Here is a 17,055-nt window from a genome sequence, read left to right as displayed (position 1 = left end):
TGGTAATTTACGTGATAGAGATTATGGAACCCAATTTATGGGTGGCAGGAGATACGAATATCCCTTTAAGTGAACTTATAAGTGTAACTTAATTGATATTTGGGGAGGATGGGCTAGCTAAGAAAATACGAGGAAACTCGCATATAACGGATTAGAAGTAGATCAACAAACAACCCTACGACTACTAAGTGGCGATTTGGATAAGAATAATTATATGTCCTTCAATAGGATGTCAAGCCCTGGGATTATCGATATAAGCCAGATTAGCTAGAAATAGAGATAAACACCTTTATTGTAAAATAAGTACAAATCCATTGACTCTCCCCTAAGGGTAGGCATTAAATTAGGTTATATACGTTTTTTAAGGGAGTAGAACAATATGCGGAAACACAACATTGTATTAACTATCGTTTTAGCAAATATCTTCATCGCATTCTTGGGAATTAGTCTTGTTATTCCAGTCGTTCCCACTATTATGAATGAATTGCATTTATCTGGGTCGGTACTCGGCAATATGGTCGCTGCTTTTGCTTTTGTACAATTGCTTGTATCACCAATTGCAGGTCGATGGGTTGATCAATTTGGTCGTAAAAGAATGATTGTAGTTGGCTTAATTATTTTTAGTTTTTCCGAATTACTATTTGGAATCGGAAATTCAGTTAGCTTACTTTTTATATCACGTATGCTTGGAGGGGTAAGTGCAGCTTTCATCATGCCAGCAGTAACGGCTTTTATTGCTGATATTACTACGATTGAAACTCGCTCCAAAGCAATGGGCTATATGTCGGCAGCTATCTCAACAGGATTTATTATCGGACCTGGTATCGGGGGCTTCTTAGCAGATATTCATACTCGTTTACCGTTCTTTGTTGCAGCAGGCGTTGCTTTAGTTGCCGCAATATTGTCATTTATACTGCTTCATGAACCAGAGAGAAATCCTGAACATGAGGAAGACAATGTAGGACAAAATAAAGGTTGGAAACGAATTTTTGCACCGATGTATTTTATATCCTTTGTGATCATATTGATATTCTCATTCGGTTTATCATCCTTTGAATCGCTATTTTCATTGTTTGTCGATCATAAGTTCAGTTTCACACCGAAGGATATTGCCATTGCGATAACAGGTGGAGGCATTATCGGTGCATTCTTTCAAATTGTGTTATTTGATCGCTTAACCAAATGGCTAGGGGAAATTCGCTTAATCCGATATAGCCTTATGGTGTCGGCTGTTCTCGTATTTTTATTAACGATGGTTCATGAATATTTTACAATTTTACTTGTTACCATCACAGTATTTATTGGATTTGATTTGATGCGCCCAGCTGTAACGACATATCTAACAAGAATTGCTGGTAAGGAACAAGGCTTTGTTGCTGGTATGAACTCTATGTTTACCAGTGTCGGGAATGTGATTGGGCCAGTAATCGGTGGATTATTATTCGATATTGATCTTAATTACCCGTTTTATTTTGCAACCATTATTTTAGCTATAGGAATTGGGCTAACACTTGCATGGAAAGAACCAAAACACCAAAAGGCATAAGTATGGAAAAACTGTATTCCTTGTATGTTGCAAGGAATACAGTTTTTGCTATACGGTATGATTAAGGATGTGATGAACATATGACGGAAAGATACTATTCCATAGGCGAAGTCTCTAAGCTAATGAATATCTCGATAAAAGCGCTTCGGCATTACGATAAAATTGGCTTGTTTAAACCGGCCTATATTGATCCAAATACGAACTATCGCTATTATGATGATTCGCAGTTATACCTGTTAGACTTAATCAAATCCTTGAAATATATTGGCATCCCTTTAAAGGAAATAAAAGAGGTGCAGGAATTTAACGCAGATGATTTACTAGTATTTTTAAAAGAACAAGAAAGAGTTGTAAAGGATAAAATTGATAACTTAATGCAAATTGAACAAACAATTACAAGTGCGAAAAAGGGTATACAGCGTATAAAGGAGTACCCGACAATAGGTGAAGTATTTTTCTCTCATGAAGAGGAAACCCAAATTATTCAGACAGGCGCTGATGGAATTAATCCGACAAATATATTAAATGCATCGTTTCAAAAACTTAAGCAAATTACAGCATCGACAGAGGGTTTTCGGTACAATGATTATGGTGCTATCTTCCCTTACCGGTCATATACCTGTGCCGAGGAAGTCTCCTACAAATATTTATTCACACCTGTCTTATCGAACGAGGATACCTTGGAACTATCAAAAGATACCGAGATCGCAACCATTCCTCGGGGGAAATATGTATGTATTGCTTTTTATAGCTTATCAGAACAGGATTATTTTACAAATTTAAAAAAGCTCCTCCAATACGTAGAAGACAATCGATTAACGGTAATAAGTGATATTTACGAGTCATTGGTAAACCTTCATTACTCTTCCAATCGAGAAAAAGGGATATTAATGGAAATGAGGATGCGAATTGAGGAAGAATGAGTTAGATAGTGCATGAAACATAATCATTCTAAATGGTCGATATGTATTTTTAATTACAACATTATACGACATCCATTCCTGTCGAAGGTTAAGTTTACTTCCTCCCCAAAATACACTTTGCTTTTATATCTGGGAAATGCTATATAAAAGGAGATTACGCAATGATTCCCTTAACACAATAACTATTAATCTATATTTGTTTTCGAGTCTAATAGATTATATAATTAGGGAAGGGAATAATCTAAATAAAAAGAAATTTTGGAGTGATTTTTTGAATCAACTAGTAAAACTCAATCGGATCTTCTAGGGGACGATGCCTATGTCAGTGATTAAGGATGAACACCTACTAGTGGAAGGTGGAGAAGTCCGTCTTACAGTGGTTGATACAATTATGAAAAAGTCAATCATGGTCCGGATCAGGGGATGCAACATGTCCTTGTGAAGCAGGAACTAGAAGTAATCGCTCTCCAGAACAGAGCGGTGAATATGTCCCTTCGCCTTAAAAGCCTGAAACTACATTTTTAGTAGGAAAACAAACGGAACCCTTTCTCCAATGATGGAAAATTCATCTTGGAGGAAGATAACGTTGAGTAGAATATCAGAAAACACAGCTTTTCAATGCGGAAATTGTGGAGCAAATGTCATGCCTTTAACAAATGGCAGCTATCGAAATCACTGTCCATTTTGTTTATTTTCAAAGCACCTCGATAATCAACCTGGTGATCGTTTAAGTAATTGTCAGGGCTTAATGCGTCCGATTAGCTTAGACTACTCTGGGAAAAAGGGTTATCAAATTATTCATGAATGTATAAAATGTGGTAAATTACAACGGAATAAGGTAGCTTATAATACGATTCAGGAAGATAATATTTTGAGTCTAATGACCTCTTATTCACTTATGTAGATTATTCTCTGCCTTCTCAATTTTATAATTGGGAAGGCATTTTTATACAATGGATGCATTTTAAAGCGTATCACGTATAGAAAATAATAATAATGTGAAAAAGGTGATTGAAATGGAATACTGGGAAATAGTTGAAAATCCTACTGGAGAAACCTACCAGCAGTTAATGAAGGTGCTATGTGATCATTCAGATAAATTCTATTTCGTAACAAGAAAAGAACTGAAATATAATCCAGTAATACTAGAGAAGTTTCAGCCATATATTCTGGAAACCTATAAAACTAAAAAATGGGCAAATACCATTACAAAAGGTCCAAAAGCAACTGTATATGTAATGGAATCGAATCGGGATACATGTAGTCTATTGCAACAATCTGCAAATACACTTTATGATTGGGTGGCACCAAACCTGCCTGAGGATTTGACTTTTCTAAAAAATGACTTTGCTTGGTTTTCATGTACAACGCATGAAGAATATGGCGAGTTTTCGATTCGCTCGGAGTATTATCGGAAGTTACTAGGTCAAATTTCTGGGTTGCAAGTGAGGTATATTGATTTATAATTTTGCGAGTATCGAGTGGAAATTTTGCAAGAGTAATAGAGAAATAAATAGGGTAAGGGCTAATATAAATAATATACATTTGACTGGACACTAATTGGTGGCGTATAATTAAGACACCAATTAGTGTCTAATAAATATAAAGGGTGATGACATTGAACAGCACTCACCAAAGACGTGATGTTTTTATAGCTATAGCAGATCCGACAAGACGTAAATTAATACGCTTGCTGGCAGATGAAGAAGAGGTACCTCTTCATGAATTAACGGAACAATTTCAAATTGGACGTACCGCAGTTTCAAAACACTTGGCGATCCTTAAAGAAGCGAATCTTGTAACGAACCGTAAACTAGGTAGAGAAACTAGATATCGATTAAATGCTGGCCCCTTACAAGAGGTTAAAGATTGGTTATCATTTTATGAGAAGTTCTGGAATGAAAGAGCAATGGTACTTAAAACTATTTTGGAGGAGGAATAGATCATGGCAGATATATCGTTAGATTTTCAATTTAAGAGTCCTATCAATAAAGTATGGGATGCCTTAACTAATTCAGATACCCTTGCAAGGTGGGTAATGGAAAATAATTTTAAACCTATCGTAGGATACAAATGTCAGTTTCAAAATAAGGAAATCGACTTAATAGTAGATAGTGAGGTTTTGGTAGTAGATGAACCATATAAGTTATCTTACACATGGGTAGGGGGCCCAATAAACACGGTAGTCACGTGGACGTTAAAACAAGAGGGAGAAATGACCTACTTACATCTGGAACAAACAGGATTTGAAAAAGAAGATTTTGCGTTCAATGGTGCAAAATATGGTTGGGCTGGAAAAATGGAGGACTTAAAGAAGGTTTTAGAGGAATCTCTTGAAAGTAACATATCTTAAGCCTTGGAGGGTGTTTTATGGAATATTTTGCTGAGTTTCTAGCAGGGATTGATGATCCTACCCATCGAGAAAGAACAGAAGAAATTTTTACTTGGATAAAAGATTACTATCCAAATTTAGAGCCCGAAATTAAATGGAATCAGCCAATGTTTACAGATCATGGCACATTTATTATTGGGTTTAGCGCATCTAAAAAACATTTAGCTGTCGCCCCTGAAGCTGTGACTATTACATATGTAGAGGATGATATTAAGAAGGCGGGTTTTGAATACACGAAGGAGTTAATACGTTTCCCTTGGAATCAGCCGTTTGATTACTCATTACTAGAGAAAATGATTGAGTTTAATATTTGGGACAAGGCAAACTGTACTACTTTCTGGCGGAAATAGTCCTTATAAATGTTAGTTAGGTAAAAAAGGAGGCATTAAAAATGAGTTTTTTGCAAGATACATTATCCGTATTTAAAAAGAGAGATTTAGTTCTCTTAGATAGCTACAAAGAATCTGATGGTGTGTATACCTTTTTATTTGAAAAAGAGAAGGATGTAACGTGGCAAGCAGGACAACATGGGTTATTCAGTATTACGCATAAGAAAATCAGAAATTCGATACGACCATTTAGTGTGGCATCTGCTCCCTCAGAGAATACTATTAAAATAACAACAAGTATTAGTGATAATCCAAGTGACTTTAAGAGGGCGATGCTAGAGCTGGAAGAGGGAATGAAAATTAGGATGAGTGGTCCTGTCGGGTCTTTTTATTTAAGAGATAACTGTCCAACCTTCTTAATTGCAGGTGGAATAGGAATTACACCGTTTCGATCGATTATAAAACAGATTGAGGCAAATGGAGTTACAGCTGACCAATCAATTCATCTACTTTACCTAGATAGCTCACAATCCTATTTATTCAAAGATGAGATTGATACTATTGCTAGCAGTACGTCAATACATGTAACATATCTTGCTTCAAGGGATGAATTGTATCAGAAAATAGATGAGATTACTAATTCCTATTCAAACGATGGTAGATTCTTTATTTCGGGGCCAAAGTCAATGGTAGATTCTATGCATAGCTATTTACAAGATAATAATATCTCAAAACGGAATATCAAAAAGAGTGCTTTTTTTGGTTATTAAGAAATTGGGCTGGATTCAGAATGGATTCAGCCTTTTTTCATTCAACTTAGAAATGGCCAATTGAACATTGTAGTCTAAAATAGTTAAATGTTAATCCTAAGGAAGGGATTGGAAATTAATCAATCATTTTATAACCTCGATGTGGATAAACAAAAAAAGGATTGTAGAAGCAGAACTAAAGGAATTTGCAATTAGAAAAAACTCAAATACAACCCAGAAATACTAGAGAAGTTAAACCGTATATTCTGATCCATCTGGGTTTCTCTCTAGGAATCCTCTATGTTTTTCTTAAGTAATTCTATTAATTGGTATAAATAAAAACCACCACGGAACTGTTGCTCAATTTGGTAGTCCATATGAGCTAATGAATCCATAACGATTTTTCTAGCCTCATGAATACTTAAATGATTGATTTTGTCCATTATTACTCTAACTTTATCGAGTAGGTAAACCGATGATTGAACAGTTCGGATAATTAATAATCTACGAATATCCTCTCGGTTATACTTCCTGTATCCACTTTCTGGGTCCCTATACGGAGTAATGAGACCCTCCTTCTCCCAATGCCTAAGCGTTGTAGTGGGTACATCAATTTCTCTTTCTACTTCACCAATTGTATACCAATCTTTATTTCTTTTATCCAAGAAACTTTTCATATTAGCAGGTTTAAGTATTTCTAAGGCTTTTGTTGCTTGCATTTTCCTCTGATATAAATCTGCCTGCAGCTTATTTACTTCCCATAATGCCTCTGTATATTGACCTTGCTGGATCATCGGCATTATTTTTCGAACAGCAGCCATCCCGAACCCTGGGTACATTGCTCGGATACATAAGAAATATGCCTCGTGTTCTTCTGTATAAATACGATATCCATTTGGCTTCCGTTTAGCTGGCGGGACAATCCCCCATTCCTCATAATGTCTTAAAGCGCTTGTTCCTACATCTAATTTACGAGCAATATCTACTGGTCTTAATTCCATCTGAACCTCCAAAACAAAATAGAAGTATAAAGATTGATTTAAAACCTTAAAGTACCATGGCGAGTTTGTTGGTTAAAAATACTATCATAATAGTAACATAATAGGTGTAACCTTGCACTTGCATAAATGTTGTATGATTAGAATAGATGCTGAAAAGGAGGAGTTAGGATTGAAGGATGTTATTCTTGTTAAAGGTGCAAGGGAAAATAATCTAAAAGGGCTGTCTGTCTCTATTCCCAAAAATAAACTCGTTGTATTTACTGGTCCATCTGGATCTGGAAAGTCGACACTGGCGATGGACACGTTATTTAAGGAATGTCAGAGACAGTATTTAGAATCCATGGGTCTTCAAGGTATTAATAAGCCCAAAGTAGATTTAATGAGTGGGCTCTCACCAGCTATAAGTATTAACCAACAAATTACCAATAGGAATCCGCGTTCAACTGTTGGGACAGTAACAGATATGTACACGAGTTTAAGAATGGTTTTTGAAAAACTAGGTAAGCGATTGTGTCCAGATTGTAGTCATGAAATAGATCCTACCTTCCACGAAGAGGATATAGAGAAAGAGGAAGGAAGCTATAAAGAATATATTCATTGTCCTAACTGTCATCATCGGATGGAGAGGCTGACACGAACCCACTTTTCATACAATAAAACGGAAGGAGCTTGTCCGACTTGTAAAGGTCTAGGTGAGACGGTAAATATTCATCTAGAATCGGTCTTTCACCAACAGCTTCCAATTGAAGAAGAGGGGGCTGTTGATTTCTGGAAAGGTCGTTATGGTGACTATATGGTGTCTGTTGTAAAAAATGCGATGGATTATTATGGTGTACCACTTGAAAAAGGACTTCGACTAAAGGATTATAGCCCGGAACAGAAGGCAATTCTTTACTATGGTGTTGAAAGTGACGAAGTAAAAGGACATTTTCCTGATATTCTACCTCCTAAGACAGTAGAAAAAGGTAAATTTGAAGGTGTATTAACTGGAATGTGGAGAAGATTTGCAGAAAAATCTGGGTCATCATCAGAGGCTGAAGAATACTTTTATACTCAAGTTTGTCCAGACTGTGAGGGAGATCGATTAAATAAAGTAAGTAGAAATGTAACGGTAGAAGGCATGACAATTCCAATGCTGGTAAATTGTTCTCTAGAGGAATTGCTAAATTGGACCCTCAAACTGGAGAAGGTGTTAATTCAAGAAAGCTATAAGCTAGTGGAAACCTTCATTCAGGACTTGAATACGAAACTTGCGAGAATAATCAAGATTGGCTTGGGCTACTTAACATTAGACCGTCAAGTGATTACGTTGTCGGGTGGAGAAGCGCAACGGTTACGATTGTCTGCCCTACTTGACTCGGCTCTAACAGGAGTCCTGTATATCATGGATGAGCCTACTGTTGGATTACATCCAAAGGATACTTTAGGTCTCGTAAGTGTTCTAAAAGGGTTAAGAGACTTAGGAAATACCGTTTTGCTTATTGAGCATGATGTTGATGTCATGAAGGAAGCGGATTATATTATTGATATTGGTCCAGGGGCTGGTAATTTAGGTGGAACGGTTGTTGGTCAAGGTACCCTTCAAGAGCTAGTGAATCAAGAAGATTCGGTGACAGGAAGGTTTTTACGTGAAGAAGTAGAGATAAATAAAACATGTCGCGAAGGAACTGGAGAAGGAATTACCGTTCATCATGCAACAATACATAATTTGAAAAATATAACAGTGACTATTCCAATTGGGTGTCTGACGGCAGTGACAGGTGTATCTGGCTCTGGTAAATCGTCTCTCGTTTTCGATGTATTAGCAAAAGGGTATGACAAAATACATGAAGGATTTGAAAGTGTAACAGGACTTCATCATTTTGATCAGATGATAACAGTTGGCCAATCTCCACTTAGTAGAATGAAACGTTCTAATATAGCCACTTATATTGATGTGTTTACACATATCCGAAATATTTTTGCGAAAGAAAGAGCTGCGAAAGAAAGAGGACTAACTGCAAAACACTTTTCATTTAATACAGTAGGAGGTCGTTGTGAAAACTGCCAAGGGTTAGGATATGTAACAACGAACATGCTTTTCTTTCCAGACTTAGAGGTTGTATGTCCAGTATGCCATGGTAAAAGATTTCAAAAGGACGTTCTTTCCGTCCAATATAAGGGACTCACTGTTAATGATATACTGGAAAGCTCTATTCTGGATTGTTTAGCCATTTTTGAAGAAGAGAAAAAAGTAAGAGAGGTTCTCGAATTACTTGTTGAAATTGGATTAGGTTATTTAAAGATGGGTCAATCACTAACAACCCTATCCGGTGGTGAAGGGCAACGTCTCAAGCTAGCGAAGGAATTAATAAAGCAAGGAAATAAACGTTCACTCTATTTATTAGATGAACCAACAACTGGATTACATCCAAATGATGTAACGCAATTACTTAAGCTTTTAAACAGACTTGTCGACGCAGGTAATACAATTATAATGGTGGAGCATAATAGTCAAATGATCAAGGGAGCTGACTGGATTATCGATTTAGGTCCAGAAGGTGGGGATAAAGGTGGTCAACTTATTGCGGAAGGGACGCCAGATTCGCTCATAACATGTAACAAATCATACACAGGCCAATATTTATAGCAGGTTAGCTGAATGTAAACCATCTACTGAATGAAGTTTAACGTTGTAATTGTCGGATTAGGTATAGGAACGGAAAAGCTTACTTCTAAAATGAAGGGCTGTAGGGAACGAGTTTACTAGGACTTTCGTTCCCTTTTTTTATGGCTATTGCAGGGTAATAGGCTTAAATAAATCACTTAAGAATTTGAAGGAGATTGAAAATGGTAAGCAAGGGCGTGGCAAGTTAAAGCAAGCTATGAGTTCAACTAATATTCAGTAGGGACAGAAGGGAATATCCTAACTTAATAAAGTGTTTACTTAAGTGCTGGATTTTTGTTCGTAAGGCCTATTGACCAGTGTGGTCTAAAATGCTACGATGAAATCGACCGATGTGGTCTAACGGTTTAACTATACTACTGAATCCAAGGGAGGGATTGGAAATTAATCAATCATTTTATAACCTCGATATAGATAAACAAAAAAGAATTATAGAAGCAGCATTAAAGGAATTTGCAGAGAATGGATATGAGAAAGCCTCGACAAACCAAATAGTAAAAAATGCTGGAATAGGAAAAGGAATGCTTTTCTATTATTTCAACAGTAAGGAGGATCTGTATCTCTTTCTAATTAATTACTGCTTGGATATCACGATGGTTGAGTTTTTTCAGCGTATCGATACAAATGAGCCTGATTTTGTAGAGAGACTAAAACAGATAGCAGAAGTAAAAGCAAAATATCATCTCAAAAATCCTTATGTACTTAACTTCTTAGGCAGCTTTATTTTAAATGAAGCATTAGAGGTTCCAAAGGCATATAGGAAGCGATATGAGGAATTATTAGCTCTTAGTAACTTGAAGCTATATGAAAATATTGATAAGACCCTATTTCGTAAAGACGTTGATACAGATAAAGCATTGAAATTAATACAATGGTCTATTGAAGGCTATCAAAATGAATTAATCAATCAGTTAAAAAATCAAAATCTATCCACCATTAATTTCGATCCTTATTGGGCTGAGTTTTATGGCTATTTAGAGGTCCTTAAGACGGTATATTACCAAAAAGAGGAGGGGGCAAAATGAGTGTCCTGCAAGTGAGTGAATTAACAAAAAGGTTTGGTAAGTTCACGGCATTAAATGGTATTAACCTAGAGGTGAGAGAGGGAGAGGTATTTGGTTTTATTGGGCCAAATGGTGCTGGAAAGTCAACAACGATTCGTATATTACTTGGGATTCTGAAGGCAACAGCAGGAGAGGCGAAAATCTTCGGTAAGGACGCTTGGGCAGATGCAGTTGAAATCCACAAGCGTATTTCCTACGTACCAGGTGATGTTAATTTGTGGCCAAATTTAACTGGTGGAGAAGTTATTGATTTGTTTGTAAAGCTGCGGGGCGGAAATAACACAAATAGGCGTGAGGAATTAATTAAACGATTTGATTTAGATCCATCCAAAAAATGTCGCACGTACTCGAAAGGAAACAGGCAAAAGGTTGCACTAGTTGCTGCTTTTTCATCAGATGCTGATCTATATATCCTTGATGAACCAACTTCTGGTCTTGACCCTTTAATGGAGCAGGTTTTCCAACAATGTGTGATGGAGCAGAAACAATCAGGAAAAAGTATTCTTCTATCCAGTCATATTTTATCTGAGGTTGAAAAGTTATGCGACCGGGTCGGTATTATTCGTCAAGGAAAGATAATTGAAACGGGTACATTAAGTGAGTTACGTCATTTGACGCGAATTAATTTGCTAGTGAAAACAAAGGAGCAAATTACAGACCTCCATGTGTTAAAAGGCATTCATGAAATAGATGAACGAGAGGGAGTGCTTTCCTTCCAAGTGGATACGGAAGAATTAGATGTAGTAATGAAACATATTAGTCAATTTGGAGTGGTTAAACTGGAAAGCACACCACCAACTCTGGAAGATCTTTTCATGCGTCATTATGAAGGGAAAGCGGGAGCAGGGGGGAGGTCCTAATGGCTAGTCAAATAAATAAAGGTATCGGAACGCTCTCAAAATTTATCATTAGGAGAGACCGAATTAGAATTCCTTTATGGTTAGTCGGAATCAGTTTCTTTACGTTTATCGTACCGATATCATTTACTGAATTATATGGTTCACAAGAACAGCGAGATACATTGGCACAAACGATGGAAAATCCGGCCATGACTGCAATGCTTGGTCCTGCTGATTTGTCGAACTATACGATTGGTGTTATGACAGCACATGAGATGTTGCTTTTTACAGCTATGGCAGTTGGATTGATGAGTATTTTACTCGTAACACGACATACCCGTGGGGATGAAGAAAATGGTCGTATAGAGATGATTCGTTCCTTACGAATTGGACGGTTGTCGTATCTAAATGCAACCTTACTTGTTTATAGCCTTACAAATATACTATTAGCGCTTATCGTTGGCTTTGGACTTTATGGCTTTCAAATTGAAAGTATGGATTTAGAAGGGTCATTGTTATATGGAGTGACTCTAGGGACAACAGGTCTATTTTTTGCAGGTGTTACAGCATTTTTTGGTCAACTATCAGAAAGCTCGCGTGGAACGATTGGCCTCTCCATTGGTTTTCTTCTCGTTGCCTATATTGTACGTGCAGTTGGGGATGTAGGTAATGAAGCGTTAAGTTGGATTTCACCATTTGGTTGGATAACGAAAACACAAATCTATGACGAGAATAATTGGTGGCCAATGGCTTTAATGCTTGTTGTATCTATGATTCTATTTATCGTAGCAAATTATTTAAATAGTAACCGAGATTTAGAGGCAGGGTTATTACCGTCAAAGCCTGGTAGAAATAGTGCCTCTGTTTTTTTACAGAGTACGATTGGTTTAAGTTTTAGGCTCCAACGAACAGCAATTCTATCATGGGCAATAGGGATGTTTGTATTAGGTGTTACCTACGGATCTATTTTAGGGGATATAGATTCATTTTTTGAAGGAAATGATGTGTTGGAGCAGTTATTCGGATCCGAAGAAGGCAATTCGGTAACTACTCAATTTGTATCCATGATTATCATGGTAATGGCAATTCTTGCAACAGTTTCTCCAGTAATGACAGTGAATAAACTATATGGTGAGGAGAAAAAGGGCCGTATAGAACATATACTAGGAAGGGCTGTTTCCAGAACGCGACTGATGGGGAGCTTCCTTGTCATTTCTATTATCAATGGATTTGTCATGATATCTCTCGCTGCAATTGGCTTATGGCTGGCAGGAGTATCCACAATGGAGGAGCCTTATCAATTCGGAACAATTTACGGATGGGGCATTATTTATTATCCAGCAATGCTTGTCATGATTAGTGTTGCTGTCTTATTAATAGGAATTAGACCAAAAATAACCAGTATCAACTGGATGTATATTGTTTATTCCTTCTTTGTTCTATATATGGGAGGGTTATTCCAGCTTCCCGAATGGCTTAGTAAGCTTACTCCTTTTGGGCATATTCCGCAAATCCAGCTGGAGGATATGACATGGTTACCAATCCTTATATTGGTAACTATCGCTATTGCTTTAACCATGGTTGGTTTTATTGGATATAATAGAAGGGATATTGGAAGGTAGCGATCAGTAGAAATAGGAAAGGGGAGATGCCCTTTCCTATTTTAATATATAAAATAATATTTCGTTATTCCTACCAAACACCTAACACATCAAGCATAACTGCAATAATTAATATTGGTGCTACATACCGTATTAGGATAAACCATAGTTGAAATATGAATTGACTAATATTGCTTCCACGTTTTATTTCCTCATACAGAGCTGACTTCTTCATTTTAAAGGAAACAAATACCGCCATTAACAATGATCCTAAAGGCATTAAAATATTACTCACAGTGAAATCAGCAAGGTCAAAAAATGATTTATTAAAAATAGTAAAATCATTTAATAGACCATATGACAATGCAGAAGGAATGCCAAATATAAAAATAGCGATACCAATTATCCAGGCAGCTTTACTTCGCTTCGCTTGATCCCCCTTCGCTATGACAGAAACAATAATTTCAAGCATTGAAAAGGCTGATGTCAGTGCCGCAAATAAAAAAATGATAAGAAAAGCTACAAAAAATGCCATTCCAAATGGTAACTGACTAAAAATCGTTGGCAGTACATGGAATAGAAGTACAGGCCCTGCATCTGGAGAAAGACCAAAGGAAAATACGGCAGGAAAAATAGCTAATCCGGCCAACAACACAATGGCGATGTTCATGCCTACAATTGAAAAAGCAGATTTAGGCAGGCTTTGATGTTTCGGTAAATAGGCGCTGTATGTAATCATAACAGAAACACCTATGCTCAGAGTGAAAAAAGACTGGCCCATTGCTTCCAGGATAGTTTTAGACGTAACTTTAGAAAAGTCAGGTTCAAGCAAAAAAGCAATTCCGGTTGAAGCACCATCTAATGTGACCGAACGAATTACTAAAATGATAAATAGAATCGCTAAAGCAGGCATCATAATACTACTTGCCCGTTCAATCCCCTTTTGAAGTCCTTTTGCGACAACAATGATAGTGAGTAAAATAAACACCAGTTGTACCACTAAACTAGTAACAGGATTTGCAATAGTTTGTTCGAACAAGGATGCATATTGCTGACTATCAAGACCGTTCAGCCCACCAGTAATTGCCTTTAAGAGGTAGCTGATAATCCAGCCGCCAATCACACTGTAAAACGACAATAAAATAAAACAGGTTATCACACCAAGTATTCCTATGTAATACCATTTCGTTCCAGGGGCTATTCGTTTAAAGGAAGAAATGGCATCTCGCTGTGCACTTCTACCAATCGTAAATTCCGCTAAAAGAAGGGGTAGCCCAAGAATAATGGTAAATAAAATAAAGATAATTAAAAAAGCCCCTCCACCATTTTGACCAGCGATATATGGAAACTTCCAAATTGCTCCTAAGCCAATGGCAGATCCTGCTGCAGTTAAAATAAAACCCAATCTAGTAGTAAATTGTTCTTGCTGTTCCAATATACGATTCCTCCTGAAGTAATTAATGTTTCCAATTGTCTATGATAATGGGGGATTTTGTCAATAGGAAATTTGATGAAATATCTGGGGAACCTGATTTTTCTATATTCAATAATCTTGTTCAAAACAAGAATAAATAGCAATTTGGAATAGTAAATGCCAAAAACTCTAATAACTAATGATATCAGGAAGTAAACGTCAGAATAGGGGGAATCTAGATGAGAGAACATTTAATAGCCATGTTAGAAAGTCGTAAGGATGAAATAATAAATATTCGCCGTTATCTACATGAGTATCCAGAACTGTCATTTTATGAAAAAAATACTAGTCAATATATAGAAGAGTTTTATAAGGGAAAGGATGTTGCGATACAAACAAATGTCGGTGGCGGCTATGGCATTATAGTAACCATTAAAGGTGGAAAGCCAGGGAAAACAATTGGACTACGAGCAGATTTTGATGCACTTCCAATTCAAGAGGAAACAGAGGTACCCTTTAAATCGGAAGTCCCTGGAGTCATGCATGCATGTGCACATGATGGTCATACGGCGTATCTAATGGTTCTTGCAGATTGCTTAATCCAATTAAAGGATGAAATTCCAGGTACTATAAAAATTATTCATCAACCAGCTGAAGAAGTACCTCCAGGTGGTGCGATTGGAATGATTGCGTCTGGCTTGTTAGATGATCTCGATGATATTTTTGGTATTCATCTTTTACCAATGGGGCCAGCAGGCGTGGTTGGGTACAACAGTGGTTATGTCTTTCCAGGTCGGGCATATTTTAAGTTGAAGGTGCAAGGCTTAGGGGGCCATGGTTCCTCACCTCACTTAGCGAATGATGCTATTGTAGCGGGGGCGTATTTTGTAACAGCAATTCAAACCGTAGTAAGTAGACGGTTAAACCCGTTTGACATGGGGGTCGTAACAATTGGTTCCTTTGATGGGAAGGGTACATTTAATGTGATTAAAGATCGTGTGGAACTTGAAGGTGATGTTCGGGCAATGACGGAAGAAACAAGGGCGTTAATTGAATGTGAAATTCGTCGGATTGCTAGAGGTGTTGAAGAGGAATTTGATGTGAAATGTGATTTAACCTATGAACCAGATTATCCGCCTTTGTATAATAATCCGGGATTAACAGATATGGTTGCTGCAGCTTTAAAAAGTGCAAACGATAAAGATATCACCGAAGTTAAGGAATTCCCACCACTATCGCCGTCTGAAGACTTTGCCCATTATGCAAATAGGTTTCCTGCTTGCTTTTTCTATATTTGTTGTAAACCAAAGGGTGTAGAGAAGCCATATTTTAATCATCATCCTAAATTTGATATCAATGAAGATGCTCTCTTAGTGGCGGCGAAAGCAGTTGGAATAGTTGTTTGTAGTTATTATGGTATTGATTAGTGGTTACGTAATAAATGTTGGAGTGCATCTTGAGATCAAACATATTAAAAAAAATCTAGTGTACAACAGCTTTTTTCAAAATAGGGAGTTGCTAATATGCAAATGGATTATTTCATCTTAATTGCCATGTGGATAATTGGCATTATCGGATTTATTGTATTCATTCCACGTAAAGAGAAGCGAAAGGGCATTTTAGTATTCATGATATTCCAAGCAATTATTTGGCTCTGTGATATGTTTTCTTTTTCCAATAACTTGTTAAGTGCACCTGTACGATTTTTTCCGAAAGCGACAGATCTCACGGTTACAATAAATTATTTATTTTATCCTATGTTGTTCTCGTTGTATTACGTCCATATGAAAGCAAATGGCAGTTTAAAATATAGAATTACATATTTTTTAATCTGGGTTTCATCTGTCACTTTATTCGATATGTTAATTGAAAGACATACTAATTTATTGGAATATGATAGGATAACATCTTTTGGGATGTGGGTTTATAATGGGTTCATCTTTTTCATGAGTCAAATGTGCTGTAGTTGGTTCTATAGAGGAAGAAAATAATTGCTCCATAAGGGTTGTGTGTTTAATGATAATTGAGTGGTGGATATTAATAGTTGCCTATACTTTGGCCACTAGTGTACTTTTTCTCATCCCAAAAGGTAAATACCGACTTGCTATCGTTGCTTTTTTGTTTAACCAGGCGATTACTTTTTTGGTTGGGCTTTTGGTTGTAGATCTGGGGATGATTGAGTATCCTGTTCGTTTATTTGATTCGATTAATCGAACGAGTTTTACGTTTGAATACTTCATCTTTCCAATCATATGTGCTGCATTTAATGTATGGTACCCTAATGGTTCCAATCGTTTCATTCAATTAGGTTATTATGTTAGCTATTGCTCCTTCATGACTATTATCGAGGGTTTATTAGAAAGAAATACCGAACTAATTAAATATACCCATTGGGAGTGGTATTATACTTGGATTACATTATTTCTATCCTTCTTCTTCGTTCGCATCATTTGTGTATGGTATTTCTCTGAAAAGAAGCTTACTTCATAACTAAGAATGTATGGTATGATGTACTCTAATAAAAGAAACTGT

General features: G+C 36.7%; 18 protein-coding genes and 1 pseudogene. 16 read left to right on the top strand and 3 right to left on the bottom strand.

Annotation, left to right across the window (positions count from 1 at the left end; genetic code table 11):
• The first annotated feature begins 379 nt into the window (after window positions 1-379).
• The 9 genes from norA (at window position 380) to KI338_RS09850 (ending at window position 5,960) form a co-directional block, all read left to right on the top strand.
• Window positions 380-1,546 (top strand): multidrug efflux MFS transporter NorA, encoded by a 1,167-nt coding sequence (gene norA / locus KI338_RS09885; RefSeq protein ID WP_212920842.1) that lies wholly within the window; start codon window positions 380-382, stop codon window positions 1,544-1,546.
• An 80-nt stretch (window positions 1,547-1,626) separates the two neighbouring features.
• A complete protein-coding gene (locus tag KI338_RS09880; protein ID WP_212920841.1) occupies window positions 1,627-2,469 on the top strand; it encodes a MerR family transcriptional regulator in 843 nt (280 codons plus the stop codon).
• A gap of 319 nt (window positions 2,470-2,788) precedes the next feature.
• Window positions 2,789-2,911: a hypothetical protein gene (locus tag KI338_RS17855; protein ID WP_280530745.1), complete on the top strand. Its 123-nt coding sequence runs from the start codon at window positions 2,789-2,791 to the stop codon at window positions 2,909-2,911.
• Between the two features lie 144 nt (window positions 2,912-3,055).
• A complete protein-coding gene (locus KI338_RS09875) occupies window positions 3,056-3,373 on the top strand; it encodes an RNHCP domain-containing protein (protein WP_212920840.1) in 318 nt (105 codons plus the stop codon).
• Window positions 3,374-3,485: 112 nt separating this feature from the next.
• Entirely contained in the window at window positions 3,486-3,935 is a 450-nt protein-coding gene (locus KI338_RS09870) for a hypothetical protein (protein WP_212920839.1), read from the top strand.
• A gap of 146 nt (window positions 3,936-4,081) precedes the next feature.
• Entirely contained in the window at window positions 4,082-4,411 is a 330-nt protein-coding gene (locus tag KI338_RS09865; RefSeq protein ID WP_373306337.1) for an ArsR/SmtB family transcription factor, read from the top strand.
• 3 nt (window positions 4,412-4,414) lie between these two features.
• On the top strand, window positions 4,415-4,822 hold the full coding sequence (locus KI338_RS09860) for an SRPBCC family protein (RefSeq protein WP_212920837.1): 408 nt from the start codon (window positions 4,415-4,417) through the stop codon (window positions 4,820-4,822).
• A 17-nt stretch (window positions 4,823-4,839) separates the two neighbouring features.
• The gene (locus tag KI338_RS09855) at window positions 4,840-5,211 is read left to right on the top strand and encodes an iron chaperone (RefSeq protein WP_212920836.1); all 372 of its coding nucleotides are present in this window, start codon (window positions 4,840-4,842) and stop codon (window positions 5,209-5,211) included.
• Window positions 5,212-5,252: 41 nt separating this feature from the next.
• Window positions 5,253-5,960 carry an FAD-dependent oxidoreductase gene (locus KI338_RS09850; protein WP_212920835.1) on the top strand — a complete coding sequence of 236 codons (708 nt, stop codon included), beginning with the start codon at window positions 5,253-5,255 and terminating at the stop codon, window positions 5,958-5,960.
• Window positions 5,961-6,226: 266 nt separating this feature from the next.
• Here the strand turns inward: KI338_RS09850 and KI338_RS17850 are convergent, their stop codons facing one another.
• Window positions 6,227-6,739: a MerR family transcriptional regulator gene (locus KI338_RS17850; RefSeq protein ID WP_373306339.1), complete on the bottom strand. Its 513-nt coding sequence runs from the start codon at window positions 6,737-6,739 to the stop codon at window positions 6,227-6,229.
• Window positions 6,740-6,745: 6 nt separating this feature from the next.
• Window positions 6,746-6,940 (bottom strand): annotated as a pseudogene (locus KI338_RS17760) (MerR family DNA-binding transcriptional regulator); the annotation flags it as partial.
• A 169-nt stretch (window positions 6,941-7,109) separates the two neighbouring features.
• On the opposite strand from KI338_RS17760, the gene uvrA reads away from it, so the two are divergent.
• The 4 genes from uvrA to KI338_RS09825 all read left to right on the top strand — a co-directional run bounded on the left by uvrA (window position 7,110) and on the right by KI338_RS09825 (window position 13,130).
• Complete coding sequence (gene uvrA, locus KI338_RS09840; protein ID WP_212920833.1) at window positions 7,110-9,569, top strand: excinuclease ABC subunit UvrA; 2,460 nt, start codon at window positions 7,110-7,112, stop codon at window positions 9,567-9,569.
• 413 nt (window positions 9,570-9,982) lie between these two features.
• Entirely contained in the window at window positions 9,983-10,630 is a 648-nt protein-coding gene (locus KI338_RS09835) for a TetR/AcrR family transcriptional regulator (protein ID WP_306345308.1), read from the top strand.
• Complete coding sequence (locus tag KI338_RS09830) at window positions 10,627-11,529, top strand: ABC transporter ATP-binding protein (protein ID WP_212920832.1); 903 nt, start codon at window positions 10,627-10,629, stop codon at window positions 11,527-11,529. Before KI338_RS09835 ends, KI338_RS09830 begins: the two co-directional genes overlap by 4 nt.
• On the top strand, window positions 11,529-13,130 hold the full coding sequence (locus tag KI338_RS09825) for an ABC transporter permease (RefSeq protein ID WP_212920831.1): 1,602 nt from the start codon (window positions 11,529-11,531) through the stop codon (window positions 13,128-13,130). Before KI338_RS09830 ends, KI338_RS09825 begins: the two co-directional genes overlap by 1 nt.
• Window positions 13,131-13,200: 70 nt before the next feature.
• Here KI338_RS09825 and KI338_RS09820 read toward each other — a convergent pair whose 3' ends face one another.
• Window positions 13,201-14,544 (bottom strand): sodium-dependent transporter, encoded by a 1,344-nt coding sequence (locus tag KI338_RS09820; RefSeq protein WP_212920830.1) that lies wholly within the window; start codon window positions 14,542-14,544, stop codon window positions 13,201-13,203.
• Window positions 14,545-14,762: 218 nt separating this feature from the next.
• Here KI338_RS09820 and KI338_RS09815 point away from each other — a divergent pair, with 218 nt between their 5' ends.
• The 3 genes from KI338_RS09815 to KI338_RS09805 all read left to right on the top strand — a co-directional run bounded on the left by KI338_RS09815 (window position 14,763) and on the right by KI338_RS09805 (window position 17,013).
• A complete protein-coding gene (locus KI338_RS09815; RefSeq protein WP_212920829.1) occupies window positions 14,763-15,950 on the top strand; it encodes an amidohydrolase in 1,188 nt (395 codons plus the stop codon).
• Between the two features lie 96 nt (window positions 15,951-16,046).
• Window positions 16,047-16,514: a CBO0543 family protein gene (locus tag KI338_RS09810; protein ID WP_212920828.1), complete on the top strand. Its 468-nt coding sequence runs from the start codon at window positions 16,047-16,049 to the stop codon at window positions 16,512-16,514.
• 25 nt (window positions 16,515-16,539) lie between these two features.
• A complete protein-coding gene (locus KI338_RS09805; RefSeq protein WP_212920827.1) occupies window positions 16,540-17,013 on the top strand; it encodes a CBO0543 family protein in 474 nt (157 codons plus the stop codon).
• The last annotated feature ends 42 nt before the right edge of the window (window positions 17,014-17,055 follow it).

It is taken from the genome of Ornithinibacillus bavariensis, assembly GCF_018333235.1.
Lineage (GTDB): Bacteria > Bacillota > Bacilli > Bacillales > Amphibacillaceae > Ornithinibacillus > Ornithinibacillus bavariensis.
The sequence above is the reverse complement of the archived record's forward strand: the minus strand, read 5'-3'. Positions and strand labels throughout refer to the sequence as shown.

Bases quoted from the DNA above. Each gene is read 5' to 3' on its own strand.
- norA (WP_212920842.1), top strand. From the start codon at position 380: ATGCGGAAACACAACATTGTATTAACTATCGTTTTAGCAAATATCTTC.
- KI338_RS09880 (WP_212920841.1), top strand. From the start codon at position 1,627: ATGACGGAAAGATACTATTCCATAGGCGAAGTCTCTAAGCTAATGAAT.
- KI338_RS17855 (WP_280530745.1), top strand. From the start codon at position 2,789: ATGTCAGTGATTAAGGATGAACACCTACTAGTGGAAGGTGGAGAAGTC.
- KI338_RS09870 (WP_212920839.1), top strand. From the start codon at position 3,486: ATGGAATACTGGGAAATAGTTGAAAATCCTACTGGAGAAACCTACCAG.
- KI338_RS09865 (WP_373306337.1), top strand. From the start codon at position 4,082: ATGACATTGAACAGCACTCACCAAAGACGTGATGTTTTTATAGCTATA.
- KI338_RS09860 (WP_212920837.1), top strand. From the start codon at position 4,415: ATGGCAGATATATCGTTAGATTTTCAATTTAAGAGTCCTATCAATAAA.
- KI338_RS09855 (WP_212920836.1), top strand. From the start codon at position 4,840: ATGGAATATTTTGCTGAGTTTCTAGCAGGGATTGATGATCCTACCCAT.
- KI338_RS09850 (WP_212920835.1), top strand. From the start codon at position 5,253: ATGAGTTTTTTGCAAGATACATTATCCGTATTTAAAAAGAGAGATTTA.
- KI338_RS17850 (WP_373306339.1), bottom strand. From the start codon at position 6,739: ATGCCGATGATCCAGCAAGGTCAATATACAGAGGCATTATGGGAAGTA.
- KI338_RS09830 (WP_212920832.1), top strand. From the start codon at position 10,627: ATGAGTGTCCTGCAAGTGAGTGAATTAACAAAAAGGTTTGGTAAGTTC.
- KI338_RS09825 (WP_212920831.1), top strand. From the start codon at position 11,529: ATGGCTAGTCAAATAAATAAAGGTATCGGAACGCTCTCAAAATTTATC.
- KI338_RS09815 (WP_212920829.1), top strand. From the start codon at position 14,763: ATGAGAGAACATTTAATAGCCATGTTAGAAAGTCGTAAGGATGAAATA.
- KI338_RS09810 (WP_212920828.1), top strand. From the start codon at position 16,047: ATGCAAATGGATTATTTCATCTTAATTGCCATGTGGATAATTGGCATT.
- KI338_RS09805 (WP_212920827.1), top strand. From the start codon at position 16,540: ATGATAATTGAGTGGTGGATATTAATAGTTGCCTATACTTTGGCCACT.